This window comes from Vibrio tasmaniensis (genome assembly GCF_024347635.1).
Taxonomy (GTDB): Bacteria; Pseudomonadota; Gammaproteobacteria; order Enterobacterales; family Vibrionaceae; genus Vibrio; species Vibrio tasmaniensis.
On sequence record NZ_AP025510.1, the window covers coordinates 1,158,595 to 1,184,626 of the forward strand.

The window sequence follows — 26,032 nt, forward strand, 5'->3', positions numbered from 1 at the left end:
TGTCCCTTTTGTTTTTCTTAGGTTCTAAGGCTTTAGATCTCGTTGATATCCGCGAAACCGATTAACCAAGTTAGTCTTCGATAAACCAGTAACCTTTATTCACCAATTCAGTCACGACAGTTACACCTGAAGGCGAAAGTTTGGTTGCTGAGTTAATTACCGAATCATCACACAGTACGTTTAGTAGCGAAGAATCAGCTTGCTCAACTTTAACGACTTCCCCATTGATGTAAGCTGTGTTGCTTTCATTCTCATGGTATAGCGCCTTTAACCCCGATACTCGACAGATCTCGCCTTCTGACTCTAAGTGTTGGGCGATCTCTTCTTCTGTCCATAACGGCTCTGGAGCGACGATATCTAGCTGGTGGCGTGATTGGCTTAGCAGGCCCCCCATGAATTCACTGATGCTTTCAGGTTGCTCTAGTGCAGATTTCAACATGTCAGTGAGATTGCTTAAATCCGATGAACGAATTTTGCCGTAACCATCTTGCGTTTTGAATTCTGGATCATGCAGGTGAACGTCACCCATATCATGAGCAAGTACAAAGTCGGCAAAGTTGCTGATAAGCTCTTGTTCTTTAGGGGAGCGGTAGCCAATAGAGTAGCTCATTGATGGCTCTAAAGTGTTCCCTTCATGCGGGAAACCTGGTGGGATATAAAGGATATCGCCCGGCTCTAAAGTTTCATCAATGATCGGGTCAAAACCTTCGATTTGACGAAGTGCAGAAGCTTGAACGGTCTCTTTATATTGACCCACATCTTTTGCGCCGACTTTCCACTGGCGTTTACCTTGGCCTTGAATGATGAATACATCGTATTGATCAATATGGGGGCCTACGCCACCTTCTGGTGCTGAATAGCAGATCATTAGATCGTCGAATAACCAGTTTGGTAACGCTTGGAACGCTTCAGTCAGCTGATTGGCTCCTTGATGCCAGTGGTTAGCTGCTTGAACGATCAATTGCCAATGTGTTTCAGTGAGTTCGCCAAATTTCTCTTCTGTGAATGGACCATGTTCTGCAGTCCATTGGTTGTTGAGGTTAGAGACAAAGCGAGAATCCACTTCTTCTTCCATCGATAAACCAGCAAGTTCTTCCGGCGAAATTGGGTCGATGAAGTTTTGGAAGCCACCTTTCAAGATGGTTGGTTTTTTATGCCAGTAGTTTTCAAGAAACTCGGGCATAGAAAAGCTAAGTTGGTACATGTGAATCCTGTATGTTTTTATGCTAGATGCTAGATGCTAGATGCTAGATGCTAGTTTGGCTTGTAAATCTTGTTGGACAATCTTAATTGCTTCTAACGCAACCTTTGGGTCGATTTCGTTGCTTTCGAGCAGATAGATCAGGTCGACAGCTAACTTAACTTCTTCCGGCGCATTATCCAGTGGTGATGATGGGTTATCAGTGTTCATTTCGCTTGGGGTTCTCTAAGTTAATCAGTCTCTCAATATTTTTCATTGAGTCTTCACAGCGTTCTAATCGTTCTTTTGCTAATTGCCAAGCCTCATCCGCTTTTTTCTTACTGTGGCGAGGCGCAGAATCAAATGCTAACTTTCGTACTCGTACTAAATCGACCAGTCGCTTTTGCCAATCTTGGTGCTGAGCGAGCTCGTTGTATAGGTCGTTAAGGTTTTTCCCTGACTTACTTTTTCGATCTAACCGTAAATCATGGTTGGCTAGTTCTCTTTGGATTGCAGCTATCTGATTAGTGAGTTTTTCTGTCAGGTAGTTGGCCCGAGATGCGGTAAGTTGATTTGTCGCTTGTTCTCGAACAATAGTGTTGTACGTTGCCTGAGTTTCGAGTGCGTAGGGCAGTAAAATAGAAGAGCTGCACTTAAATAAAGTGCGATCAAACAAAGCTTGATGATAAGCACCACGCGATTTGTCAACTTGAGAGCAATGGCCAATCAAGGTATCAATAACACTTTTGAGCTTTGAAAAATGATTCATTTTGCTTCCCGTTTGCTGGTGGTTATAAGTTTACAAACCACGCTTCGTAAGCCAGTTTAATTGCAAGTACGCTTACAACAGTAACAAAAACAGGTCGTATAAATGTAGCGCCGAAACGAATAGCAGAATGTGCTCCAACAAATGCACCAGCCATCAAGCAAAGACCCATGGTTAAACCAAGAACCCAATCAATATGACCAAGAATCGCGAAGGTCACCAAAGACGTAAAGTTACTGGTAAAGTTCATGGCTTTAGATAGACCAGAAGCCAGTAAGATATTGAGACGATAAAGCGCCATCGAGCTCACAGTCCAAAAAGCGCCGGTTCCTGGGCCAGCAACACCATCATAAAAACCGAGAATGAACCCTTGGTATTTTTGTTTTCTCTTAAGTACTGGACAAGGTTTAGGAGACACATTATGGCTCACATCTGGAGTCTTATGAAAAATGGTATAGACCGCTGCTGCTAGAATGACTAGCGGCAATACCTTCTCTAACCACTCAGTGCTTATGGCATCAACAGTCAGGGTGCCAATTGTTGCACCTATTAAAGTCGATATGAATGCATTGACCCAACATTCAGGTTTGAATAGCTTCTTGCGATAGTAAGTAAAAGCGGCTGTTGATGAGGCGAACGTTGCGGCCAGCTTATTAGTGCCGAGTGCAATGTGTGGTGGTAAACCAAGCGATAGCAAAGCTGGGACTGTTAACATCCCTCCGCCACCGGCGACAGCATCAATAAAGCCTGCAGCAAATGCAACCAAGGCAAGTATGACCAACATGGTTGGCTCGATCATTTCCATAAATAGCTAGTGTTCTCGTTATCGGCTGTCCGGGCAGCCACATGAAGAATCAAGGATTAGTCATGTTGGGTTATGAATGCAAGGGCCTAGCGATGGCAGGCCCATAACTACCACGAGGGTAGGAAAATTAGTATTTTATTGTTCTTTTAAAAGGCGGTAGCGAATCGAGTAGGGACTTTCCGTATCGCTTCGTGACTATGCGTCTATCAAGGATCGTGACTTTACCAGAATCTCGTTCCTTACGCAGCAATCTACCCACAGATTGAATAAGCTTTTTACTCGCTTCTGGAACAGTAATCTGCATAAAAGGATTACCGCCACGAGATTCAATATATTCTGAATGTGCCCGCTCTACAGGTGAGGTAGGAACCCCAAAAGGAATCTTGGTAATAACGAGGTTTTCAAGAAGCTCGCCAGGCAGATCCAGACCCTCAGAAAAGCTGCCCGTTCCAAAGAGAACGCTGGTTTTACCTTGGTCAATTAGCTTTTTATGTTTTTTTAGGATTTCAGTTCGTGAAGTATCACCTTGAACCTGTAACGCCCACGACTTTTTAACGAAATCTGTTGCCAAAGCCTCGGCCACTTGGTTCATTTGCCAATAAGAAGAGAATAGAACGAGATTGGCTTTGTTGTCTTCTATTACCTTAGGCAATATTTCAATAAGATATTCGGTAAACTGAGGTGCTTGTGGTTCGTACTTCATTGCAGGCACCACTAATTCAGCTTGGTTCTGATAATCAAACGGCGATGCCAAAGCTAGAAATTGCACGCCATCTTCTGCTTTTTGGCTGATTCCTGATTGATGACAAAAAAAGCTGAAAGAGTTGAGCGCCCTCATGGTCGCAGATACTAACACTGCACCTACACAACGGCTCCAAATCTGTTGGTCTAACTGCCAACCCACTTCTAACGGAGAAACATTAACAACAAAGTCCCCTTCGTTTTCTTTGCTCAATTCAAGCCAGCGTGCCAACGGCGCCCCTTTTTCTCTCTTAGGTTCAGCCATCAAACGCCAAACTTGAGCGAGGTTTTCTGTTCTTTGTATATAAAAGCCAATTTCTGCAAGCGCAGGCTCTGCTAGCTTTGCTGAAAGCTCTCCGTCTTTAACTCGTTCTGCAATCAAGTCTGCGATCTTTGCAACGGCTTGGCTCGCCTTTTGAGTTAATTGCTTGAGATCTTTCGATTCGCTTTCTAACCATTCCGGTAAGTCGCCATGCTCGAAGCGATACAAGCCATCTTCAAAGTGACTAGCGTCAAACTGTTTACTCATTTGACTTAGAGTTGGGATCAGTTGTTGTACTGAGTCCTGCAACTCATTTCTAAACCGATGAACACGTTTCTCGTCTGCTAACCCCGAAAGCTTAGTGATCGATTGATTCAAACGCTCTAACCACGACGCCGCACCTTTTAAGCTTGCGGCAGCAGAGGAGTGATCTCTCGCTACGTGTGGTAAGTGGTGAGCTTCATCGAATATATAGATGCTATTTTCAGGTTCAGGCAGTATTACACCGCCGCCTAGGTCAGCATCAGCCATCACTAAACTGTGATTGGCGATAATCACGTCTGCTTTATCTAGCTCTGAGCGAGCTTTTTGGAAAGGGCAGTCTCTATGCGTAGGCATACTGTTGTTGCAACTGTGCTTGTCGCTGACGATCATCTGCCAAATCATATTGTCGATAGGTTTTGGCCATGAATCACGATCGCCATCCCATTTACCTTGGGTCAAACTACGGTACATAGTCTGTAGTTGTTCGATATCTTTCTTTTTTGGTTTGGATTCGAACATGGCCATTTGACCACCATCAACCCCACACGCAGCAGCTAACTTTTCGGTACAACAATAACGCTGTCTTCCTTTCGCCAAGATAAAAGAAAACTCTCTATCCGTAAGTCGTCTATATAGAGGGAGATCTTTATTGACGAGTTGTTCTTGTAGCGCAACCGTCGCTGTTGAAATGACTATTTTTCGATTGTTGAGTACGGCGACAGGAATAGTTGCCATTAAATAAGCCAGCGATTTCCCGATCCCGGTTCCCGCCTCTGCAACAATCATGCGGTTACTTTTGTGGTATTGACCACAAAGTGTCTTCGCTATTTCTGCAACAAGGTAATTTTGAGCACGTCGAGGTACAAAATTATCCAACTGATTTTGGAGGTTTTGGTAACTGGTGCGAATCGAATTTTGAATTTTAGTAGTTAGCATACTGTGACCTACGTAACGGAGCGAGGATAGTAGCACATATCACTAGTAGGTACATTTACCGCAAAATAGCTTGCTTTTGAATCAAAGGTAGATCTCGTTCACAAAAAAAAACTGAACCTTCAGGAACTTAACGATTTTATTTATGTTACGAAATATATATATTAAAAAATCGCACAATGCAGACGTTAAGTTCTGTTGATCGCGCTTTAAGCCTAAATTAGTGGAGTATTGTACTGAATTGTTCTTTATTTGGGCTATTATATTTCCCTTTAAATTTAAGGGTGAGTTGCTCGTAAAATGATGAAAAAAAATGTAAACCTATGATTTTTATGTGTTTTTGTTTTTTTTAGGTTTGTTTTTAGTTTATTTGACACGCAGGATAATCTTTTGCAATCTAGACCACGAAATTTAGTGGCGGTGATTAACTACCAAAGAGTAGTAATGACCAGTCATAAAAAATAAAAGGGAACCGGGCAAGGATCTCCCATTCTTAGAAAAGGCAGTGGATTTATTATGAAAAAGACTCTATTAGCTCTAGCAGTTATGACAGCAGCTGGTTCTGCAAACGCAGCAATCGAAATTTACAACCAAGACGGCGTTTCTGTTGACCTTAAAGGCGACATCGAAGTTGTATACAGCAACGAGTACAAAAAAGGTTCTTCAATGGAACAAAAAATCGAAGATGCTGACTTCGGTTTTGATATCAAGTACATGGTAAACGAAGAGTGGAAAGTTGGCGCTTACTGGGAATTCAACGGTTCTTCAGACGCAAACGCTACAGCTACCAAAAATGGCGATACATACGTAGCGGCATACAACGACACTCTAGGTTCAATCAAGTTTGGTCGCCTATGTACTGCTGTTGATGATCTAGGTATCGGTAAAGATGAAGCTTACGGCATCTCTACACTTCTAGACAACGCAACTAACGAGTGTGCTGACGAAGCAGTTCGTTACGATTACGACAATGGCGCTCTATACGCGACATTAGGCTACGTACAAGACAAACTAGCAGCTGACGGCGTTGAAGGTACTAACTCTAATTACTTCGATGCGCGTATGGGCTACCGTTTCGCTGATTTCGACGTTTCTGCGTTCGTTGCTGATTTCGACTCTACCAAAGCAAAAGGCGATCACCAAGGTTACGGTGCTGAGCTAGTATTCTCTGGTATCGAGAACGTTTACCTATCTACAGCATACTACGGTGTAAACTCTGATACTGCGAACGATGACAACGCAACAATCGCATTTGCTGCTGGTTACACTATGGGTCTTTGGGGCTTCAACACTGGTTACTCAATCGGTGACCACGATGTAGATCTTAAAGACGAAGATCGTTGGTTCGTTAACTCAACTTACGCAATCGCGCCAAACACTAAAGTGTACGCGGAAGTTGGTGGTATCGATTCAGACGACAAAGCAACATACAAAGCTGATAACGGTCTAGCAATTGGTGTTGAAGCATCATTCTAATGACCTCGTAATCGAGTTTTAGAAAAAAAGCCACCTTAGGGTGGCTTTTTTGTTAGGATAAAGAACACTTTATTCGATTTTAAAGAGAGACATGATGAAGAAAGTATTGTTAGCTTTAGGTTTATTTACAACTGTTATTGGCAGTGTAAGTGCGGCAACTTTAACGCCTCAGAAAGGCGTGTCAATTCTGTACATTAATGGTCAAGCTGCTCAAAGTAAAATCAGTGAAAACCAGATTAATGAGGGTTTTAACCAGGTTTTAGTTCGCTTTGATAAAAAATTTGGTAGCAGCGGTGTTTACTCTTCGGCACCTTATGTATTGAATTTTGATGTGACTGGTGAAGAGGTTGAAATTAAGTCTCCAAAAGTACGTAGCTATATGGAAGCTGAGAAGATCTTTGAAGCTGTGAATCCATCATGGGTCGTTTTGCAAGATGATGTCGCCATTAAATATCAACAGGATGTCATTGAACGTAAGCCCGGTTTTGCACCGTTTGGCGGTCTAGAGTCTCGACTGGCTGAGCATAATGCAAGTAAGGCAGTTTATTTTAAAGATGGCGTGTTACTTGATAAACCAGCGGAAGCAGTGGTATTAGCTCCTGTGGTAGACAATACGACAGCACAGACAAGTGGCAAAGCTCAGAAACCAGTGAAACTGGCTGAGACTCAGAATGTTGAGCAATTGCAGGCTTGGTATATCAAAGCATCTAAGCAAGAACGCAAAGAATTCCGTAAATGGATGATTGACCAAGAGTAATCAATCTTCATCTACAAAAAAAGCGAGACTAATAAGAGTCTCGCTTTTGCTATTTTGGTACTTTTTCTGTCTCGGTACTTTTCTGTATCAGCAACAGCTAAATCTCTTTCCACTCTCCAGGCTGAAGTTGCCCCACGCTCATGTTGCCCATTGAGTAGCGAATGAGACGCAGGGTAGGGAAGCCTATGTTTGCCGTCATACGTCTTACCTGACGGTTGCGTCCTTCAATGATGGTAATCGCTAACCATGTTGTAGGGATAGCTGCTCTGAAGCGCACTGGTGGAGTTCTGTCCCAAACCTCAGGTTCTTGCATCACTTCTATTTCTGCAGGTAATGTCACGCCATCCTTGAGCTCAACACCTTTTCTCAATTTATCTAAATCTTTCTCAGAAGGCGCGCCTTCAACCTGTACCCAGTAAGTCTTTGGCGACTTTGAGTTTGGCTGAGTCAATTTCGCTTGAAAGACGCCATCATTGGTCAAGACCAATAACCCTTCACTATCGCGATCTAAGCGTCCTGCAGCATAAACATCTTTTACTGGAATAAAATCTGCGAGCGTTTTTCTACCTTCGCCATCAGTGAACTGGCTGAGAGTATCAAAAGGCTTGTTGAATAGAATTACTTTGCGATCTTCGGGTGCTACCTTAGGCTTTGCGTTGGTAGGTTTGTCTTTATATCGGTGCTTACTGGAGTGCGGCTTTTTGTGCGAATTGCCAGTGTTATTCTTATCACTGCTTCGACTTTGTCTATTACCGCTTTGTTTTAATGTTGCACCAGAACGAGCTGGTTTGTCTGAACGAGATGCGCTGCGTGAGCGAGTAGACATGTTAACTACCTTGCAAAAATGTAAACGAAGTGTGCCGAAAAGTTTTCACGGAAACGGAATTGAGCTATCATTTGCGCGCCTAAAAGACACAAAATAGAACAAGTTGATGGACTCTTAAGCCTGATTTGTTTAATTATATCTTCGTGTTTTATTATAACTGGCTCTTTTATTAAAACAATGCACTCACGGATTTGGCTCATGCTGTCGTCAAGATTGCGTGAAAAATAAGATAGAGTACGACTATCGAGTAAGCAGTTTTCACTCTTAGAGTGGCTTACTGGTCAATTTATAACACTCTCACTGCTTTAAGTGAGCTTGTAAGAACTATAGGGAAATTTCATGCCTACTGAAAAACCAACGATCATCTATACCATTACTGATGAAGCTCCGGCGCTAGCAACTTACTCTCTGCTGCCTATCATTCAATCTTTTACGGCTTCTTCTGGTATTAACGTTGATACTCGCGACATTTCACTTGCAGGGCGCATTATTGCCAACTTCCCTGACTATTTGAACGTAGAGCAACGTATTGGTGATGCATTAGCAGAACTTGGTGAATTGGCTAAGACACCAGAAGCGAACATCATCAAGCTTCCGAACATCTCTGCATCTGTACCTCAACTTCAAGCCACAATCAAAGAGCTTCAGTCAAAAGGTTACGCACTTCCTAATTACCCAGAAGAAGCAAACACTGACGAAGAGAAAGCCGTTAAAGCGACTTACGATAAAATCAAAGGCAGTGCAGTAAACCCTGTATTACGTGAAGGTAACTCGGATCGCCGTGCTCCACTTTCTGTTAAGAACTACGCGAAGAAAAACCCACATTCAATGGGTGCTTGGTCTGCAGATTCTAAGTCGCACGTTTCAAGTATGGACGACAAAGACTTCTTCGGTAGCGAAAAATCAGTAACAATTGAAGGTGCTACAGAAGTTAGCATTGAATTCGTTGGCAAAGATGGTACGAAGAAAACTCTGAAGCCAGCTTTTGCATTACAAGATAAAGAGATCATTGATGCATCAGTGATGAACAAGGCCGCTTTGGTTGCGTTCTTCGAGAAAGAGATCGCATCTGCTAAAGAGCAAGGCGTATTGCTTTCTCTTCACATGAAAGCGACGATGATGAAAGTATCTGACCCAGTGATTTTTGGTCACGCGGTTAAGGTTTACTACAAAGATGTATTCGCAAAGCACGGTCAACTGTTCAACGAGTTAGGTGTTGATGTAAACAACGGCATCGGTGATGTATACGCAAAGATTGCATCACTTCCTCAAGATCAGAAGCAAACTATTGAAGCTGACCTACAAGCAGTATACGAAACTCAGCCTCCACTGGCGATGGTTGATTCGGACCGTGGTATTACTAACCTACACGTTCCAAGCGACATCATTGTTGATGCATCTATGCCTGCAATGCTACGTTCTTCAGGTCAAATGTGGGATCCAGAAGGTAAGCAAAAAGACACGAAAGCAATGATCCCAGATCGCAGCTACGCAAGCATCTACCAAGCAGTTATTGATTTCTGTAAAGAGAACGGTGCTTTCGACCCAACAACGATGGGTAGCGTGCCAAACGTTGGCTTAATGGCTCAAAAAGCTGAAGAATACGGTTCTCACGATAAGACTTTCATCCTAGAAGCTGCTGGTCAGGTTCAAGTTGTTGACGCTTCAGGTTCTGTTCTTCTTGAGCAAGACGTAGAGGAAGGCGATATCTTCCGTATGTGTCAGGTTAAAGATGCACCAATTCAAGATTGGGTTAAGTTAGCGGTTACTCGTGCTCGTGCATCGGGTGTTCCTGCGGTATTTTGGCTAGACGCTTCTCGCGCACATGACGCTCAGCTTATTGAGAAAGTAGAAGCTTACCTTCCTGAATACGATACTGATGGTCTTGAAATTAAGATCCTTGCTCCACTTGAAGCAACTCAATACTCACTGGTTCGTATCAAAGAAGGTCTAGATACTATTTCTGTTACAGGTAACGTATTACGTGATTACCTAACGGATTTGTTCCCAATTCTAGAGCTTGGTACATCAGCTAAAATGCTGTCGATTGTTCCGCTAATGAACGGTGGAGGTCTGTTTGAAACAGGTGCTGGCGGTTCTGCTCCTAAGCACGTGCAACAAGTAGAGAAAGAAAACCACCTACGTTGGGATTCTTTAGGTGAATTCTTGGCGTTAGCGGCATCTCTAGAACACCTAAGCGTAGTAACTGGCAACGCTAAGGCACAAGTTCTCGCTGACGCGCTTGATAAAGCGACGGGTGAGTTCCTAGATAAAAACAAATCTCCTTCACGCCGAGTGGGTGAGCTTGATAACCGTGGTAGCCATTACTACCTAGCAACATACTGGGCTAAAGCGCTTGCTGAGCAAACCGTTGATGCTGACCTAGCTGCTGAGTTTGCAGGTGTGGCAAGTCAACTGGCTGAAAGCGAAGAAGCGATTGTTGCTGAGCTAAACAATGCTCAAGGTCCAGCAGGTGATTTAGGTGGTTATTACCTACTTGATGATGCACTGGTTTCATCACTAATGCGTCCAAGTTCAACATTGAACGCATTCATTGACGCATAGTGATTAGGACTGGCCGTTAGCAAGTCATCGACATGGGTTGCTAACGAGCTGCTTGATCTGACAGTTAAGTCAAAACGAAAGACGCTTTAACGATAACGTTAAAGCGTCTTTTTTTATTCATAATACTTACCTAGACTTAGACTTAGACTTAGACCTAGACTTAGACCTAGACCTAGACCCAGAAGTATCTTGGGGGTGTAAACATCGCTCGCGCGAATTGTACTGTGAGAAAATTGTACTGTGAGCAAGTTTTTAGCTTCTAGATCGAAAAACCGCTCATTTAAGCCTGTATTACAGGTATCAAATGAGCGGTTTCAATGTTCTGCTTACCTGACAGTCGTCAATTAAGACTGATAGAGGTCTACATGTTTGGCAATCGCCTATTTTACGGCGCTACCCTCTACAGGAACAACGGAGCTAGCATGGGAGCCTTTAGGTCCACTTTCTACTTCATAGTCGACCTGCTGACCTGCCTTTAAGGTTCGATAACCTTCCATTTGTATTGTGGAGTAGTGCGCGAAAATATCGCCGTCTTCACCTTCTGGACAAATAAAGCCAAACCCTTTGGCATTGTTAAACCATTTTACTGTACCTGTAGCCATGCTATACATCCCTCATGCATTTTGTTACTAACGTTGTTATATCAAATCAATGTAAGTTCGATTGATATTATTCCTATCAACTAAAGAATTTCAGCTAATAGCTTGAATCTCGTACATTGCTTACGGAAATTAACGCTACCCTGCGTAATTATTCCTTATTATTAATTTTTAACGCGTATTACTAGATTTAGAATCGTGTTACGAATTTGTATCAGAAAAACCTTTTAGCTCCAATGTAGCTAATGATTGAGTACAGTCAATAGCAAATTGGTATAAAAATGATCAATTTTAATAACAAATCACATTCGAGATTGAAGGCATACTATTAACTAAATAGTAACTTAACGATGATCTTATCGGCACCATCAATAGTTGTGGTGTCTTTTTAATCAATCACATATGTTAATCCTGTTAATCGAGATCTTTTATTTGCAGCGATGGAAATGGTGGATTAGGCTCAGTATAGAGGAATATTTTTTGGTACTGTTTCTTGGTGCAGTTTCTTAGTACACCGTAATGCGTGAATGTGGTAAGTTTGAGTCAACTAAACATCCACGACTTCCAAAAAATAACCCTTAGCAAAGCTAATATGAGTAGAAACTTTGAATGGGCATCTCCAGGCTCAGATTTACTGGAGAAAGAGAGAACGAAAGTAAAGCCACCGGCAATGTATAACGTTGTATTACATAACGATGACTACACGCCTATGGACTTTGTAATCGAGATCCTAGAGCGATTTTTCTCACTAGATATCGAAAAAGCAACGGAAGTGATGCTCAAGGTTCATTATGAAGGTAAAGCTATTTGCGGCACATACAGTGCTGAAATAGCGGAAACAAAGGTAGCGCAGGTAACGATGTACTCAAAGGAAAATGAGCATCCGCTACTATGTACAATGGAGCAAGTATAAATTGCTCGAACAACACTGTTGTTCCCTTAGGAGGTACTTATGCTAAATAAAGAATTAGAGACGAGTTTAAATGGCGCATTTTCTCGTGCGCGAGACAAGCGACATGAATTCATGACTGTCGAACACCTCCTACTAGCATTATTAGAAAATGATGCGGCCAAGGAAGCGCTCCAAGCTTGTCAGGCTGATCTCGATGCTCTTCGCAATGAGCTCGATATTTTTATCGACCAAACGACCCCACTTATCCCTGAAAGCGACGAGACTCGTGAAACCCAGCCCACGCTAAGTTTTCAACGAGTACTTCAGCGCGCTGTTTTTCACGTTCAATCTTCAGGTCGCAGTGAAGTAACAGGTGCAAATGTACTTGTGGCTATTTTTAGTGAGCAAGAGTCTCATGCGGCGTATCTTCTTAAGAAAAACGACATCAGCCGCTTAGACATAGTGAACTTCATTTCACACGGTATTACCAAAGGCAGTAATGAAGGCGATAGCGGTTCATCTCCTGATTCATTTGGTGGTGCAGAGAATGCCGAAGAAGCTAACTCAGAAGATCGTCTAGAAAATTTTGCGACCAACCTTAACGAAGTAGCGAAGCAAGGTAACATTGACCCACTCATCGGTCGTGACAAAGAGCTAGAACGTACCGTTCAAGTTCTGTGTCGTCGTCGCAAGAACAACCCTCTGTTAGTGGGAGAGGCGGGTGTGGGTAAAACTGCTATCGCTGAAGGTCTTGCATGGCGCATCGTTGAAGGCCAAGTACCTGAAATTATTCAGAGCAGCGTGATTTACTCTTTGGATATTGGTTCACTGCTTGCGGGAACAAAATATCGTGGTGACTTTGAGAAACGCTTTAAAGGGATTCTCAAGCAACTAGAGAAAGAAGAAGACGCGATCCTGTTCATTGATGAGATCCATACCATTATTGGTGCTGGTGCAGCATCGGGTGGCCAGGTGGATGCGGCAAACCTAATTAAACCGCTATTAAGTAGCGGTAAATTGCGCTGTATCGGTTCAACCACATACCAAGAGTACAGCAGTATTTTTGAAAAGGAGCGTGCTTTAGCTCGTCGCTTCCAGAAAATTGATATTATTGAACCATCGCTAGACGATACAACCAAGATTTTGATTGGTTTGAAGCCAAAATACGAAGCTCACCACGAAGTGCGTTACACCAATAAAGCGTTGCGTGCTGCAGTGGAATTATCAGCTAAGTACATTAATGAACGTCACCTTCCTGATAAGGCGATTGATGTCATCGATGAAGCGGGCGCTCGTAGCCGTTTGGCGCCAGCAAGCCGTCGTAAGAAAACGGTAAGCGTGGCTGACATTGAGTCAATGGTTGCGAAAATGGCTCGTATTCCTGAAAAATCAGTATCATCTTCAGACAAAGATACGCTACAAAAACTCGATGATCGCATGAAAATGTTGGTATTCGGGCAAGACCCAGCGATCGATGTATTGAGTGAAGCGATTAAGCTAACTCGTGCAGGACTTGGTGCAGATAATAAACCGGTTGGTTCATTCTTGTTTGCAGGTCCTACTGGTGTGGGTAAAACAGAGGTGACGGTTCAACTGTCTAAGTTGATGGGTATTGAGCTGTTACGTTTTGATATGTCTGAATACGGTGAGCGTCACTCTGTGAGTCGCTTGATCGGTGCTCCTCCTGGTTATGTTGGTTATGATCAAGGTGGTCTGTTGACCGATGCTGTCATCAAGAACCCACACTCTGTTGTGCTACTTGATGAGATCGAGAAGGCTCACCCAGATATCTTCAACTTGTTATTACAGGTGATGGACAACGGCACGCTAACCGACAACAACGGTCGTAAAGCGGATTTCCGTAATGTGATCCTAGTGATGACGACCAACGCTGGTGTCGCTGAAACCGAGAAGAAATCGATCGGTTTGATCCAACAAGATCATGCGCCAGATGCGATGGGCGAAATCAAGAAGGTATTTACTCCTGAGTTCCGTAACCGTCTTGATAATATCATTTGGTTCAACAGCCTTGATCCAAGTGTGATAAGCCAAGTTGTTGATAAGTTCATTGTTGAACTTCAAGTCCAACTGGACGCTCGTGGTGTGTCTTTAGAGGTTTCTGAGGATGCTCGTCATTGGTTAGCTGAAAGAGGCTACGACAAGACTATGGGCGCTCGTCCTATGGGACGTGTGATTCAAGAGAAGCTTAAAAAGCCACTTGCTAATGAGTTGCTGTTCGGAAGTTTGGTTGACGGCGGTACGGTTAAAGTATCTCTGAAAAAAGACGAACTGGATTTCATCTATGTTGGTGCGAAAGAAGAGGTTATGCATTAGGCATACTTCTTAAACACTAACGGCTTATCAAGAGCGCTTAGGTACAGTTAATAACGATAATAAACGCATGACTTCGGTTGTGCGTTTTTTTTATGCTTGCGAGATGCGAGATGCGAGATGCGAGATGCGAGATGCGAGATGCGAGATGCGAGATGCGAGATGCGAGGTTGACGTTGCTGGAGTGATTAAAAAGTTCAGGCGATAAAAAACGGAGCATCAAGCTCCGCTTCTTATCGTAGTCGATAATTAAAAATTAACGAGCACGGAAGACGATGCGGCCTTTAGAAAGGTCGTATGGAGTCATCTCAACAGTTACTTTATCACCAGTAAGAATACGGATGTAGTTCTTGCGCATTTTACCAGAGATGTGTGCTGTCACTACGTGACCGTTTTCAAGCTCAACACGGAACATCGTGTTTGGTAGAGTATCAAGGACAGTGCCTTGCATCTCGATTACGTCTTCTTTAGCCATCTAATCCTCTTTCGAAATTTGGCGGTTTTCAACGGCTTGATTGTGCCGTTAAAATCAAAATATGTAAAGTTGTCGCGTATTCTACCCTTGCCACCGCTGATTTACTAGCCTTTGATGACGTTGAAATCGTACTTTATAGTTCATCGCAGGGCATTCATCGATTTGATAACCCAAATATAACCATTGTTTTTGTTCGTTCTGGGCGTGTTGGATCTGGAATAGAACGCCAAGAGTTCCCATGGAAATGTCGATATCAGGGTCGAAGAAGGTATAAAACGCGCTCGTACAGTGAGACATGATGTCTGTAACGGCAATGCCGACTAACTGGCCTTCATCATAGATGTGCATGAACTTTGTAGCAAGCCATTCATTTTTAGAGAAATGCAGAAACTCTTCTTTCTTCGGTGGATACATGGTTCCCGAACGGTGGCGAGCGGTGATGTAACGGCTATACAAGTCAAACCAGTTGTCATCCATTTCGTCTTTCAGCTCCCAACGCAGTGCTTTGGCTTTGTTGAGTATTCGTCGTTGGCTCTTGGAAAACTTGACCTCGGGAATCGACAGTCGAATCGCATGACACGCAGAGCAACTATCGCAATGCGGCTTATAAATGGTTGCTCCACTACGACGAAATCCATTTGCTAGTAAAACTTCATAGTTATCTGAGGTGTGCATGTGTTCATCAAGCGTGACCGCGACTCTTTCTTCGAGATGAGGTAAGTAACTGCAAGGGTGATTGTCTGTTAATCCAATTTTGATTTGTTGTAAATCTGGATTCATTAAGGCGTTTCCTTTAGCCATTGTTTTTTAAAACATGCATCGTTAACGGACGTTTCTTTTAATAATTGAAGAGAACTTAGGAATTCATCCCTATCAATCTCGATAGCGCCTAAGGATTCCAAGTGTGGGTTCATGACTTGGCAATCGATGAGCTTTCCTCCAAATTGCTTAAAGTGTCTGCAGAAATACCATAGCGCAATTTTAGAGGCATTGGTCTTCAGGCTGAACATCGATTCACCGCAAAAGACTTGGCCTCTTTGTAAGCCGTAAAGTCCACCAATCAGCTCGTCGCCTTGCCAAACCTCAACCGAGTGGCAGAACCCTAATGAAGCAAGTTCACGGTAGGCTGCCTGCATATCACTGTTGAGCCAAGTTTCCTCTTCGGGTCTCAGTGAAGAGCAATAACCAATCACCCTGTCCGTCGCTTGGTTGATGCTGACACGATAATGATGTTTTCTTTGAAACTTTTTAAGACTTTTTGATGGTTCGAATGTCTTAGGATTAAATACCGCTCTTGGTGCAGGGCTCCACCAAAGTATAGGCTCTCCTGGGCCATACCATGGGAATATACCTTGGCTATAAGCGTTCAAAATTCGTATGGGTGACAAATCACCACCGAACGCGAGTAGACCGTTGGGTTCATCAAGCGCGCCGAAGGGCGAAGGAAACTCTATACTAGTAGTATCAAGTTCGGTTAGGTATATAGTCATAAGTACCGCATTACAGATTAATCACTGACCAAGAGGTCTTTAGGGGTTTTACCATGAAGAAGTTACTTTGGATTTTACTTGTTTTGCCCATGTTGGCAAATGCAGCTTACAACAGAAATCAAGCCAGACCAGTGAATGAGGTCGTTTACGGTGAAATTGATACGGTCAGATACATTACCCAACAGGAGATCGTAGAGTCGAAAGCGAATGGTTGGGAAACCTTGTTGGGCGCGGCAATTGGTGGTTTGGTTGGTAATCAGTTTGGTGGCGGTACAGGTAAAGAAGTCGCAACGGCGGTTGGTGCTGTAGCGGGTGCGGGGATCGCTCGTAATCGCGGCAATACGCAATACCGAGTGGAATATAAGCTCGTTGAATTATTGGTTAAAACCAAGGACGACAATCTGGTTAACATCATTCAAGACGTTGACAATTCGATGTTGTTCAATAGAGGTGATGATGTGCGAATTCTCTATTTTTCAGATGGCGTCCGAGTCGATCTCGCGTACTAGTATGCAAATGTGTTTGGTTGGTTAATTAATCGTCTTTATCGAGGGGATTAGCTCTGGAGTTCGTTGGAAAAGTTCGTTAGTCTGCAAGTACGAAGAATTATTCATCACCCGAAAATAAATACGCGCCAGTGGCTTCGGGTGGTACAAGGACTATGAGATCTAATGGAAAGCCTTACGTTACAACCAATTCAGAAAGTGAGCGGGGAAGTTAACCTACCTGGCTCAAAAAGTGTTTCCAACCGTGCGCTTCTTTTGGCTGCACTTTCAACGGGAACCACTCGCCTAACAAACTTATTAGACAGTGATGACATTCGTCATATGTTGAATGCATTAACACAGTTAGGTGTTGATTATCAGTTGTCTGCAGACAAAACAGTTTGTGAAGTGACCGGTGTTGGTGGTGCATTCTCAAGTGACAAAGCCCTAGAGCTTTTCTTAGGTAACGCGGGTACAGCGATGCGTCCATTGGCTGCTGCACTTTGTTTAGGTCGCGGTGAATACGTTCTGACTGGCGAGCCTCGTATGAAAGAGCGCCCAATTGGCCACTTAGTGACGGCACTGCAAGAGGCTGGCGCTAACGTCGAATACTTAGAGAACGAAAATTACCCACCGCTGAAGATCACGGGTACTGGGCTAAAGAGTGGTACCGTTTCTATCGATGGCTCTATCTCTAGTCAATTCTTGACGGCATTTTTGATGTCAGCCCCTTTAGCTGAAGGCGAAGTGACCATCAAAATTGAGGGTGAATTGGTTTCTAAGCCTTACATCGATATTACGCTGCATATCATGAAGCAATTTGGTGTGAATGTTATCAACAATGACTACCAAGAATTTGTGATTCCTACTGGGCAATCTTACACAGCACCCGGTGATTTCTTGGTTGAAGGGGATGCATCATCGGCGTCATATTTCCTTGCCGCTGCCGCTATTAAAGGTGGCGAGATTAAGGTTACTGGTATCGGTAAAAACAGTATTCAAGGTGATATCCAATTCGCTGATGCGCTTGAGAAAATGGGTGCAGAAATCGAATGGGGTGATGATTACGTTATCTCTCGTTGTGGTGAGCTAAAAGGCATTGATATGGACTATAACCATATTCCAGATGCGGCGATGACAATCGCAACGACAGCTCTGTTTGCTAAAGGAACAACAGCAATCCGCAATGTTTATAACTGGCGTGTAAAAGAGACTGACCGCTTGGCTGCAATGGCAACAGAGCTGCGTAAAGTTGGTGCTGAAGTGGAAGAGGGCGAAGATTACATCATTGTTAACCCTGTGGCAGAACTGACACACGCGGCGATTGATACTTACGATGATCACCGTATGGCGATGTGTTTTTCGCTGGTTGCCTTGAGTGACACGCCAGTGACGATTAATGACCCAGGTTGTACCTCAAAGACATTCCCTGATTACTTCGATAAGTTGAAAATGTTAAGCCTGTAAAGGCGCTAAGTATATAAAAAATTAGGATATAAAGGTTCAGAAACTAAAAAAGCTTGCCTAAATGGCAAGCTTTTTAATTATTACTGAATTGTAAATTCTTTCGAAAGGTGATGCGCTAAGTATTTAAACATGTTAAATACCGCGGTTGTATTTTCTGTCGGCATACCATTGTTGTCTAAGAAGTATTCACCTTTGAAAATGAGCACATCGTCTTTTTCTACTACGCTGTTTGCGCGCATGCCTTCAATGTAGTCATCATGTGATTGGATAATTTGGTTTGCGATAAGCAGTAAATCAAATTCTGCTATTACTTTCTTTGTCATGAGTTTATCTCTGATAACTGAATATAACGTTGAGTTTATGGTGTCGAACTAGAAATTCAATGATTTCACAACCGATTAAGAGAGTCTTTTTAAACATCCACCATTTATTTTGTGATTTATGACAAAAATAATTGAATGGGGCTCGCGTTAGATTCGCCGACAAGCTTAGTATGAGCGCGTTTAGACGTAATGCCTGATGAATAGGCTCTTGCAAGTATTCTTAGTGAGTACTGTATAGCTTCTTTATATTGTGGTTCTTTTCTTTATGAGTCGTCGAATTGTCGAGCGATCAGATCCAATTTTGAAAAAAGCGGTTGATCTTCTAGTAATCTCGCACAATAGTAAAAAAAGAAGCAATGAATTTAGAATATCATGCGTAAAAGCCCACAAGCTAAATTGTTGGTGCTGAAGCATCGTGATTAAGGACGTTAGAGTCAATATGGGTAAATCGCTCGTTATAGTGGAGTCGCCAGCCAAGGCTAAAACTATCAATAAATATCTTGGCAAAGACTTTGTCGTTAAGTCGAGTGTAGGTCACGTTCGTGATTTACCAACGGCAGGTCAAAGTACTGGTCAAAAGGCTGCTGCAGTTTCAACCAAGGGTATGAGCCCAGAAGATAAAGCTCGTATCAAGAAAGAAAAAGATCGCAAAGCTCTGATTAAAAAGATGGGTATCAACCCATATCAAGAGTGGGAAGCGAACTACCAAATTCTACCTGGTAAAGAAAAAGTCGTTGCTGAATTGCAAAAACTGGCTGAGAACGCAGACCATGTTTATCTCGCAACCGATTTGGACCGCGAAGGAGAAGCTATCGCATGGCACCTTCGTGAGATCATCGGTGGTGATGAAACGCGATACAAACGAGTGGTTTTTAACGAAATCACCAAAAATGCTATTCAACAAGCTTTCGAAACTCCAGGTGAGCTAAATATCGATGGCGTAAACGCACAACAAGCACGACGTTTTATGGACCGTGTTGTTGGCTTTATGGTGTCACCATTGCTTTGGAAAAAAGTAGCACGAGGCCTATCCGCTGGCCGTGTTCAATCTGTAGCTGTAAAACTACTGGTTGAACGTGAGCGCGAGATTAACGCTTTTATCCCTGAAGAGTTCTGGGATGTGCATGCTGATACCAAAACGGCAGAGAAAACAGATTTCAGACTGCAAGTTGCTCAAAAAGACGGTGTTGCGTTTAAACCTGATAATGAAGCGCAAACACAAGCTGCAGTAAGCGTTTTAGAAAAAGCGCAATACGAAGTATGTAAACGTGAAGACCGCCCAACGAAGAGTAAGCCGTCTGCACCTTACATCACGTCGACTCTGCAACAAGCGGCGAGCACACGTCTTGGTTACGGCGTAAAGAAAACCATGATGTTGGCTCAACGTTTGTATGAAGCGGGTTACATCACTTATATGCGTACTGACTCAACCAACTTGAGTTCAGAAGCTGTAGAAGCCGCACGTGAATACATTGGTTCTGAGTTTGGCGCACAATATCTTCCACCGAAGGCGCTTGTATACGGCAGCAAAGAGGGCGCACAAGAGGCTCACGAAGCGATTCGTCCTTCAAGTGTAGATGTTAAGTCTGAAGACCTAAACGGCGTAGACGCAGACGCACACAAGCTTTACTCGCTGATTTGGAATCAATTCGTTGCATGTCAAATGACACCTGCGCAATACGATTCAACGACGGTAAGCGTTAAAGCTGATGAGTACACGTTAAAAGCGAAAGGTCGTATTCTTAAGTTTGATGGTTGGACTCGCGTTCAACGTCCAATGGGTAAAAATGAAGATACGATTCTTCCTGCCGTACAGGTTGGCGAAAAGCTAGATCTCATCGCATTAGACCCTAAACAGCACTTCACTAAGCCACCGGCACGTTTCACTGAAGCCGCGCTAGTTAAAGAGCTTGAGAAGCGTGGCATTGGTCGCCCTTCAACGTACGCATCAATCATCTCTACGATTCAAGATCGTGGTTATGTAAAAGTTGAACAGCGTCGTTTCTATGCTGAGAAAATGGGTGAAATTGTTACTGACCGTCTAGATGGCAGTTTCAATGATCTAATGAACTATGACTTCACGGCTCGTATGGAGCAGAAGTTAGATCAAATTGCAGAAGGCGAAGCAAGCTGGAAAGGCGTGCTAGACAACTTCTTTGAAGACTTTACAGGCGATTTGGAAAAAGCGGATTTAGATGAAGACGCTGGTGGCATGAAGCCAAATCATATCGTTGAAACCGATATTGAGTGTCCAACTTGTAGCCGTAAAATGGGTATTCGTACCGCTTCAACCGGCGTATTCCTAGGTTGTTCTGGTTATGCACTTCCACCAAAAGAGCGTTGTAAGACAACCATTAACCTTGGTGATGAAGACGGCATTATCAACGTTCTTGAAGAAGACGTTGAAACAGCAGCCCTTCGAGCTAAAAAGCGTTGTCCGATTTGTGAAACGGCAATGGATGCTTATCTGATCGATGATAAGCGCAAGATGCACGTGTGTGGTAATAACCCTAACTGTGAAGGTTATGTGGTTGAACACGGCGAATTCAAAGTGAAAGGTTACGATGGTCCACTTGTTGAGTGTGACAAATGTAGTTCTGACATGGTTCTGAAGAATGGTCGTTTCGGTAAATACATGGATTGTACGAGTGAAGATTGTAAGAACACTCGTAAGATTCTGAAAAATGGCGAAGTAGCGCCACCGAAAGAAGATCCGGTACATTTCCCTGAACTTCCGTGTGAAAACTCAGATGCGTACTTTGTACTTCGTGACGGTGCTTCTGGTCTGTTTATGGCTGCAAGTAACTTCCCTAAATCACGTGAAACACGTGCACCATTAGTGGAAGAGCTGGTTCGTTTTAAAGACCGTATCTCACCTAAATTCCAGTATCTGGCTTCAGCACCGGTTGCTGATCCTGATGGTAAGCCGACAGTGGTTCGTTTTAGTCGTAAGACAAAAGAGAACTACGTTCGTACTGAAGTGGACGGTAAACCTTCAGGTTGGACTGCTTTGTACATCGACGGTAAATGGGAAGTTACGGATAAACGTAAAAAGCCTAAAGAAAAGTAACTGAATGTTTGACCCGTTCTGACATTTGATTGACTAAAAAGCAGCCATTAGGCTGCTTTTTTTGATCTAAATATGACTAATTATGCGATTTCTCGAACGTCAGCCTTTCCCGTGTCAATTTGTTAAATTCAGGTCATGAAATAAATGAGATGGATAATAATTTCTAATTATGCAACTTTAACGTGATTGTAACTTAATTAAAATATTGTAAGTTACAGATTGAGTTTTAGTTGTATATCCGATGTGTGCGGAGTGTTAACGTAATGTTTCGCAAAAACAGTGTAATGTGAGCTGCTTTAAGTCTTAGGAAAGCAATCGGCTTACGTAACACAGAATGGCGTATTAAAAATTGAAATCGGCCGGAAAGTCGATAACGTATATAAAAACAAGTGCAAAGAATAGTGCACACCTAACAACGTTTGGCTTAGGATATTATCACTGCATGTGAATGGATATTCGTTAAGTACCGAAATAAGTGTTGGTGCTCATCCCCCAGAGGAAGATACCTCTAAGAGCACTGACATCGACAAGCTATAAATATATGGAGAATAAAATGGCTGGTGTATTAGGAATGATTCTTGCTGGTGGTGAAGGCTCTCGCTTAAGACCTTTAACTGAATCTCGCAGCAAACCCTCGGTTCCTTTCGGTGGTAGCTACCGCTTAATTGATTTCGCTTTGAACAACTTCGTTAATGCTGATCTAATGAAGATCTACGTATTAACACAGTTTAAGTCACAATCACTGTTCCACCACATGAAAAAGGGTTGGAATATCAGTGGCATAACAGACCGCTTTATCGACCCAATTCCTGCACAAATGCGTACAGGTAAGCGTTGGTATGAAGGTACTGCAGATGCCATCTATCAAAATCTTCGCTTCATGCAGTTGGAAGAACCTGATCAAGTTTGTATTTTTGGCTCAGATCATATTTACAAAATGGACATTAAGCAGATGCTTAATTTCCATAAAGAGAAGAAAGCGGCTCTGACCGTTTCTGCATTGCGTATGCCGCTTGCTGAAGCATCTGATTTCGGCGTTATCGAAGTGGATGCTGAAGGACGTATGATTGGTTTTGAAGAGAAACCTGCTAACCCGAAACCAATTCCAGGTGACCCGGAGTCTGCGCTTGTGTCTATGGGTAACTACGTATTTGAAGCTAACGAGCTGTTCGCAGAACTTGTCGAAGATGCAGATAAAGAAGATTCAACTCATGATTTCGGTAAAGACATCATTCCAAACATGGTTCCGCGTGGTGATGTGTTTGTTTATGACTTCAGTACGAACCGTATTACTGGTGAGAAAGAAGAAGTTTATTGGCGCGATGTAGGTACGATTGACGCGTACTGGCAAGCTCATATGGACCTTCTTGAGAAAGATGCGCCATTCTCGCTATACAACCGCAAGTGGCCACTACATACCTACTACCCGCCATTACCGCCGGCTACGTTTACTGATTCGGCAAACGGCCGTGTTCAGATCATCGATAGCTTAGTGTGTAACGGCAGCTATGTACGTGGTTCTCGCATTGAGAAGTGTGTATTGGGTTTCCGCAGTAATATCGCATCAGCGTGTGATATTAGTGAGAGTATCTTACTCGGCGACGTGAAAGTGGGTGAAGGTTGCGTACTTCGTCGTGTTATCGTCGATAAAGATGCAGATATCGCACCTGGAACACAGATTGGCGTAAATCTGAAAGAAGATAAAAAGCATTACCATGTCTCTGACGATGGTGTAGTAGTTATTTCCAAAGGAGCTCGAGTTGGTTACTAAGACTCTCTCGGTACTTTTTGTAGCGTCTGAAGTTGAAGGCTTGATTAAAAGTGGTGGCTTGGCTGACGTAGCCAAGGCACTGCCAAAAGCGTTACAAACACTCGAACAAGATGTTCGAGTGACCATCCCTGCTTATAGAAACATTCCGAACATTGGTTCTGCTGAAGTTATTTTGTCGACCGAGCTCGATCATTGGCCTCATACTGCTTATCAAGTCAAAAAGTTGAGTGTCGAAGGTGTTCAAATCTTCGCTATTGAATGTTCCAAGTATTTCGATCGCCCTGAAATGTACGCAGAGAACAATCAAGCGTATGCCGATAACGGAGAGCGCTTCTCGTTCTTCAGTACGGCTTGTTTGGATATGCTTCCTAAGCTCACGTTCCAACCTGATATCATTCATGCAAATGACTGGCACACAGGGTTTGTGCCTTTCTTGCTGAAATCACGTTATCAACAACACGATTTCTTTGAAAATACGCGCAGTGTTCTCTCGGTTCACAATGCAGTTTTCAAAGGGGTGTTCGCATACGATGAACTGCAATGTCTGCCAGAGATGCACAATTACAATGTGCCTGAAGCATCTGTAAGTGACACGCATGTCACCATGCTAAAAGCAGGGGTGATGTGTGCCGATAAGATCAATGCAGTAAGCCCAACGTATGCAGAAGAGCTGAAAACGGAGTTAGGTAGCCATGGCATGGCAGCAGAGTTCCAACATCGTTCGGCAGACTTATTTGGTATTCTCAACGGTTGTGATTATGGAGCTTGGAACCCGGAAACAGACGCTTTCCTTCCTCGTAAATTCAAAGCGACGAAACACAGCATGACTCGTGGGAAATCAGCTTGTAAGCAAAAACTGCAACAAGATGTTGGCTTACCCGTTACCGATTGTGCGGTTTATGGCATGGTTTGTCGTCTGACCAACCAAAAAGGCGTTCATTACTTACTGCCTATCATCGAGCAGTTCTTGAAAAACGAATTGCAGATCGTGATTGTCGGTACTGGTGACCCGGTTTTGGCGAGTCAATTGAAAGAGCTATCCGCACTTCATTCAGACAAGTTCTCATTCGTAGAAGCCTACAATAATGAGTTGGCGCATTTGGTTGAAGCGGGTTCTGATTTCTTCTTGATGCCTTCTGAATTTGAGCCTTGTGGCTTGAACCAAATCTACAGCATGGCTTACGGCACTTTGCCTATTGTGCGCTCTGTTGGCGGTTTAAAAGACAGTGTGAATGATTACGATCAGGATCCAGAAGTCGCGACTGGGTTTGCTTTTGAAGAGCCAACACCGCAAGCATTGCTATCGGTATTGCATCGTTCATTACTACTTTATGCTCAAAATCCATCTGAAATTAAGCGGGTTCAACTTTACGCGATGCAACAAGACTTTAGTTGGGAAGATGCGGCCAAAGAATACTTGGCCATGTACCATTCAGCATTTTAACTTGTTGACTTAGCTTTAAAATTAGCTGGCGGACAACAACAGCTCGTAATAAATGAAGGCGCTCTAATTGTAGAGTGCCTTTTTGTTTCCTGGTCAGATCACATCACGTTTACGAAGAGAAAGCTTGCAAACTCATTTTAGTCAGGTAGAAAATGTGGTCAGGTATTCACATGACTAGTGTTGGGTTTGACACTATTATCACTTAAAATTCTTCATTGCGTGATATCCTTAGTCATCGCCTTGTGATGAGGCTTAGCTCCATAAATAAATTAAGCGATAGGTATGTCTGAGAGTTTATTATTTCATAAAACATTTACTCACCCTACGAGCGATGAGTGGGTTGTGTTTGTGCATGGCGCCGGAGGCAGTTCCTCCATTTGGTTTAAGCAGATCAAAGCCTATAAACAGCATTTCAACTTGCTTCTCATTGACTTGAGAGGGCATGGTAAATCAGACAATATACTTAAAGATCTGATTTCGAACCGTTATACGTTCAAATCAGTAACGCTCGATATACTTAAAGTGTTAGATCATCTAAAAATCCGATCCGCACACTTTGTAGGCATGTCTTTGGGTACGATTATCGTTCGCAACGTGGCTGAATTGGCGGCAAGCCGAGTACGTTCTATGGTGCTTGGTGGTGCCGTTACTAAACTTAACACTCGTTCTCAAGTCTTAATCAAATTAGGAAACTTGAGTAAGCACATCATTCCTTATATGTGGTTATATAGCCTTTTTGCTTATGTTGTGATGCCGCAAAAAAGTCAGAAAGAATCACGTCACCTATTTATCCGCGAAGCTAAAAAGCTGTGCCAAAAAGAATTTAAACGCTGGTTTATTCTCACGGCTGATGTCAATCCATTGATGAAGTATTTTAAAGACAGAGAGTTGCCGATTCCGACTTTGTATTTGATGGGGGAGCGCGATTACATGTTCATCAAGCCGGTTAAAGAAATGGTCGAAGCGCACGAGTCGAGCGAGTTGGTAGAAATTGCCAACTGTGGGCATGTATGTAATGTAGAAAACCCTGAAGAATTCAATCAACAATCTATCGCTTTTATTCAAAAGCAAATTCAGTGATTCTCTAGGTCCTTGATCAGAACATACTTG

General features: G+C 43.1%; 22 protein-coding genes. 11 read left to right on the forward strand and 11 right to left on the reverse strand.

Translation table 11 applies throughout. The features are described 5' to 3' along the window. Positions 1 to 70: 70 nt before the first annotated feature. The 5 genes from OCV44_RS05425 to dinG form a co-directional block, all read right to left on the reverse strand. Positions 71 to 1,204 (reverse strand): ribosomal protein uL16 3-hydroxylase, encoded by a 1,134-nt coding sequence (locus OCV44_RS05425; RefSeq protein WP_139684728.1) that lies wholly within the window; start codon positions 1,202 to 1,204, stop codon positions 71 to 73. Positions 1,205 to 1,240: 36 nt separating this feature from the next. Beyond that, positions 1,241 to 1,411 carry a pleiotropic regulatory protein RsmS gene (rsmS, locus tag OCV44_RS05430; protein WP_009846328.1) on the reverse strand — a complete coding sequence of 57 codons (171 nt, stop codon included), beginning with the start codon at positions 1,409 to 1,411 and terminating at the stop codon, positions 1,241 to 1,243. Next, entirely contained in the window at positions 1,401 to 1,949 is a 549-nt protein-coding gene (locus OCV44_RS05435) for a primosomal replication protein (protein WP_009846329.1), read from the reverse strand. The genes rsmS and OCV44_RS05435 overlap by 11 nt, the downstream gene beginning before the upstream one ends. 22 nt (positions 1,950 to 1,971) lie before the next feature. Next, a complete protein-coding gene (locus OCV44_RS05440) occupies positions 1,972 to 2,751 on the reverse strand; it encodes a sulfite exporter TauE/SafE family protein (RefSeq protein WP_017062114.1) in 780 nt (259 codons plus the stop codon). A gap of 127 nt (positions 2,752 to 2,878) precedes the next feature. Next, a complete protein-coding gene (gene dinG, locus OCV44_RS05445) occupies positions 2,879 to 4,954 on the reverse strand; it encodes an ATP-dependent DNA helicase DinG (protein WP_139684727.1) in 2,076 nt (691 codons plus the stop codon). A 513-nt stretch (positions 4,955 to 5,467) separates the two neighbouring features. Between dinG and OCV44_RS05450 the strand changes: the two genes are divergently transcribed. Both OCV44_RS05450 and OCV44_RS05455 read left to right on the forward strand, forming a co-directional pair. Beyond that, positions 5,468 to 6,427 carry a porin gene (locus OCV44_RS05450; RefSeq protein WP_122053535.1) on the forward strand — a complete coding sequence of 320 codons (960 nt, stop codon included), beginning with the start codon at positions 5,468 to 5,470 and terminating at the stop codon, positions 6,425 to 6,427. A gap of 91 nt (positions 6,428 to 6,518) precedes the next feature. Continuing rightward, positions 6,519 to 7,184 carry a YccT family protein gene (locus tag OCV44_RS05455; RefSeq protein ID WP_246091737.1) on the forward strand — a complete coding sequence of 222 codons (666 nt, stop codon included), beginning with the start codon at positions 6,519 to 6,521 and terminating at the stop codon, positions 7,182 to 7,184. A gap of 97 nt (positions 7,185 to 7,281) precedes the next feature. On the opposite strand, the gene OCV44_RS05460 is transcribed toward OCV44_RS05455, so the two are convergent. Beyond that, entirely contained in the window at positions 7,282 to 8,010 is a 729-nt protein-coding gene (locus OCV44_RS05460) for a pseudouridine synthase (RefSeq protein WP_139684726.1), read from the reverse strand. 339 nt (positions 8,011 to 8,349) lie between these two features. Between OCV44_RS05460 and OCV44_RS05465 the strand changes: the two genes are divergently transcribed. Continuing rightward, positions 8,350 to 10,575, forward strand: a complete 2,226-nt coding sequence (locus tag OCV44_RS05465) for an NADP-dependent isocitrate dehydrogenase (protein WP_139684725.1) — start codon at positions 8,350 to 8,352, stop codon at positions 10,573 to 10,575. A 380-nt stretch (positions 10,576 to 10,955) separates the two neighbouring features. Here OCV44_RS05465 and cspD read toward each other — a convergent pair whose 3' ends face one another. Beyond that, positions 10,956 to 11,177 carry a cold shock domain-containing protein CspD gene (gene cspD / locus OCV44_RS05470; RefSeq protein WP_009846336.1) on the reverse strand — a complete coding sequence of 74 codons (222 nt, stop codon included), beginning with the start codon at positions 11,175 to 11,177 and terminating at the stop codon, positions 10,956 to 10,958. 589 nt (positions 11,178 to 11,766) lie between these two features. Here cspD and clpS point away from each other — a divergent pair. Next, complete coding sequence (clpS, locus tag OCV44_RS05475; RefSeq protein ID WP_009846337.1) at positions 11,767 to 12,087, forward strand: ATP-dependent Clp protease adapter ClpS; 321 nt, start codon at positions 11,767 to 11,769, stop codon at positions 12,085 to 12,087. A 39-nt stretch (positions 12,088 to 12,126) separates the two neighbouring features. Beyond that, entirely contained in the window at positions 12,127 to 14,400 is a 2,274-nt protein-coding gene (gene clpA / locus OCV44_RS05480; RefSeq protein WP_139684724.1) for an ATP-dependent Clp protease ATP-binding subunit ClpA, read from the forward strand. Between the two features lie 253 nt (positions 14,401 to 14,653). On the opposite strand, the gene infA is transcribed toward clpA, so the two are convergent. The 3 genes from infA to aat form a co-directional block, all read right to left on the reverse strand. After that, positions 14,654 to 14,872, reverse strand: a complete 219-nt coding sequence (gene infA / locus OCV44_RS05485; RefSeq protein WP_001040192.1) for a translation initiation factor IF-1 — start codon at positions 14,870 to 14,872, stop codon at positions 14,654 to 14,656. 81 nt (positions 14,873 to 14,953) lie between these two features. Then, entirely contained in the window at positions 14,954 to 15,652 is a 699-nt protein-coding gene (locus OCV44_RS05490) for an arginyltransferase (protein WP_139684719.1), read from the reverse strand. Next, on the reverse strand, positions 15,652 to 16,362 hold the full coding sequence (gene aat, locus OCV44_RS05495) for a leucyl/phenylalanyl-tRNA--protein transferase (protein ID WP_139684718.1): 711 nt from the start codon (positions 16,360 to 16,362) through the stop codon (positions 15,652 to 15,654). Before aat ends, OCV44_RS05490 begins: the two co-directional genes overlap by 1 nt. Positions 16,363 to 16,415: 53 nt before the next feature. On the opposite strand from aat, the gene OCV44_RS05500 reads away from it, so the two are divergent. Further along, complete coding sequence (locus tag OCV44_RS05500) at positions 16,416 to 16,871, forward strand: outer membrane lipoprotein (protein ID WP_122046868.1); 456 nt, start codon at positions 16,416 to 16,418, stop codon at positions 16,869 to 16,871. Between the two features lie 162 nt (positions 16,872 to 17,033). Continuing rightward, entirely contained in the window at positions 17,034 to 18,314 is a 1,281-nt protein-coding gene (aroA, locus tag OCV44_RS05505) for a 3-phosphoshikimate 1-carboxyvinyltransferase (RefSeq protein WP_139684717.1), read from the forward strand. Positions 18,315 to 18,394: 80 nt separating this feature from the next. Here the strand turns inward: aroA and OCV44_RS05510 are convergent, their stop codons facing one another. Beyond that, entirely contained in the window at positions 18,395 to 18,637 is a 243-nt protein-coding gene (locus OCV44_RS05510; RefSeq protein WP_139684716.1) for a YciN family protein, read from the reverse strand. Between the two features lie 439 nt (positions 18,638 to 19,076). Between OCV44_RS05510 and topA the strand changes: the two genes are divergently transcribed. From topA to OCV44_RS05530, 4 genes are all read left to right on the forward strand, one after another. Next, positions 19,077 to 21,707, forward strand: coding sequence for a type I DNA topoisomerase (topA, locus tag OCV44_RS05515; protein WP_012603610.1), 2,631 nt, complete (start codon positions 19,077 to 19,079; stop codon positions 21,705 to 21,707). Between the two features lie 553 nt (positions 21,708 to 22,260). Then, complete coding sequence (gene glgC, locus OCV44_RS05520; RefSeq protein ID WP_246091731.1) at positions 22,261 to 23,478, forward strand: glucose-1-phosphate adenylyltransferase; 1,218 nt, start codon at positions 22,261 to 22,263, stop codon at positions 23,476 to 23,478. Continuing rightward, entirely contained in the window at positions 23,468 to 24,922 is a 1,455-nt protein-coding gene (glgA, locus tag OCV44_RS05525) for a glycogen synthase GlgA (protein ID WP_139684714.1), read from the forward strand. Before glgC ends, glgA begins: the two co-directional genes overlap by 11 nt. A gap of 282 nt (positions 24,923 to 25,204) precedes the next feature. Beyond that, entirely contained in the window at positions 25,205 to 26,002 is a 798-nt protein-coding gene (locus OCV44_RS05530; protein WP_009846349.1) for an alpha/beta fold hydrolase, read from the forward strand. Positions 26,003 to 26,032 lie beyond the last annotated feature (30 nt).

Bases quoted from the DNA above. Each gene is read 5' to 3' on its own strand.
- dinG (WP_139684727.1), bottom strand. From the start codon at position 4,954: ATGCTAACTACTAAAATTCAAAATTCGATTCGCACCAGTTACCAAAAC.
- aat (WP_139684718.1), bottom strand. From the start codon at position 16,362: ATGACTATATACCTAACCGAACTTGATACTACTAGTATAGAGTTTCCT.
- rsmS (WP_009846328.1), bottom strand. From the start codon at position 1,411: ATGAACACTGATAACCCATCATCACCACTGGATAATGCGCCGGAAGAA.
- OCV44_RS05425 (WP_139684728.1), bottom strand. From the start codon at position 1,204: ATGTACCAACTTAGCTTTTCTATGCCCGAGTTTCTTGAAAACTACTGG.
- OCV44_RS05500 (WP_122046868.1), top strand. From the start codon at position 16,416: ATGAAGAAGTTACTTTGGATTTTACTTGTTTTGCCCATGTTGGCAAAT.
- infA (WP_001040192.1), bottom strand. From the start codon at position 14,872: ATGGCTAAAGAAGACGTAATCGAGATGCAAGGCACTGTCCTTGATACT.
- OCV44_RS05450 (WP_122053535.1), top strand. From the start codon at position 5,468: ATGAAAAAGACTCTATTAGCTCTAGCAGTTATGACAGCAGCTGGTTCT.
- OCV44_RS05490 (WP_139684719.1), bottom strand. From the start codon at position 15,652: ATGAATCCAGATTTACAACAAATCAAAATTGGATTAACAGACAATCAC.
- OCV44_RS05440 (WP_017062114.1), bottom strand. From the start codon at position 2,751: ATGGAAATGATCGAGCCAACCATGTTGGTCATACTTGCCTTGGTTGCA.
- OCV44_RS05455 (WP_246091737.1), top strand. From the start codon at position 6,519: ATGATGAAGAAAGTATTGTTAGCTTTAGGTTTATTTACAACTGTTATT.
- OCV44_RS05530 (WP_009846349.1), top strand. From the start codon at position 25,205: ATGTCTGAGAGTTTATTATTTCATAAAACATTTACTCACCCTACGAGC.
- aroA (WP_139684717.1), top strand. From the start codon at position 17,034: ATGGAAAGCCTTACGTTACAACCAATTCAGAAAGTGAGCGGGGAAGTT.
- OCV44_RS05435 (WP_009846329.1), bottom strand. From the start codon at position 1,949: ATGAATCATTTTTCAAAGCTCAAAAGTGTTATTGATACCTTGATTGGC.
- glgC (WP_246091731.1), top strand. From the start codon at position 22,261: ATGGCTGGTGTATTAGGAATGATTCTTGCTGGTGGTGAAGGCTCTCGC.
- clpS (WP_009846337.1), top strand. From the start codon at position 11,767: ATGAGTAGAAACTTTGAATGGGCATCTCCAGGCTCAGATTTACTGGAG.
- cspD (WP_009846336.1), bottom strand. From the start codon at position 11,177: ATGGCTACAGGTACAGTAAAATGGTTTAACAATGCCAAAGGGTTTGGC.
- OCV44_RS05460 (WP_139684726.1), bottom strand. From the start codon at position 8,010: ATGTCTACTCGCTCACGCAGCGCATCTCGTTCAGACAAACCAGCTCGT.
- clpA (WP_139684724.1), top strand. From the start codon at position 12,127: ATGCTAAATAAAGAATTAGAGACGAGTTTAAATGGCGCATTTTCTCGT.
- OCV44_RS05465 (WP_139684725.1), top strand. From the start codon at position 8,350: ATGCCTACTGAAAAACCAACGATCATCTATACCATTACTGATGAAGCT.
- OCV44_RS05510 (WP_139684716.1), bottom strand. From the start codon at position 18,637: ATGACAAAGAAAGTAATAGCAGAATTTGATTTACTGCTTATCGCAAAC.
- topA (WP_012603610.1), top strand. From the start codon at position 19,077: ATGGGTAAATCGCTCGTTATAGTGGAGTCGCCAGCCAAGGCTAAAACT.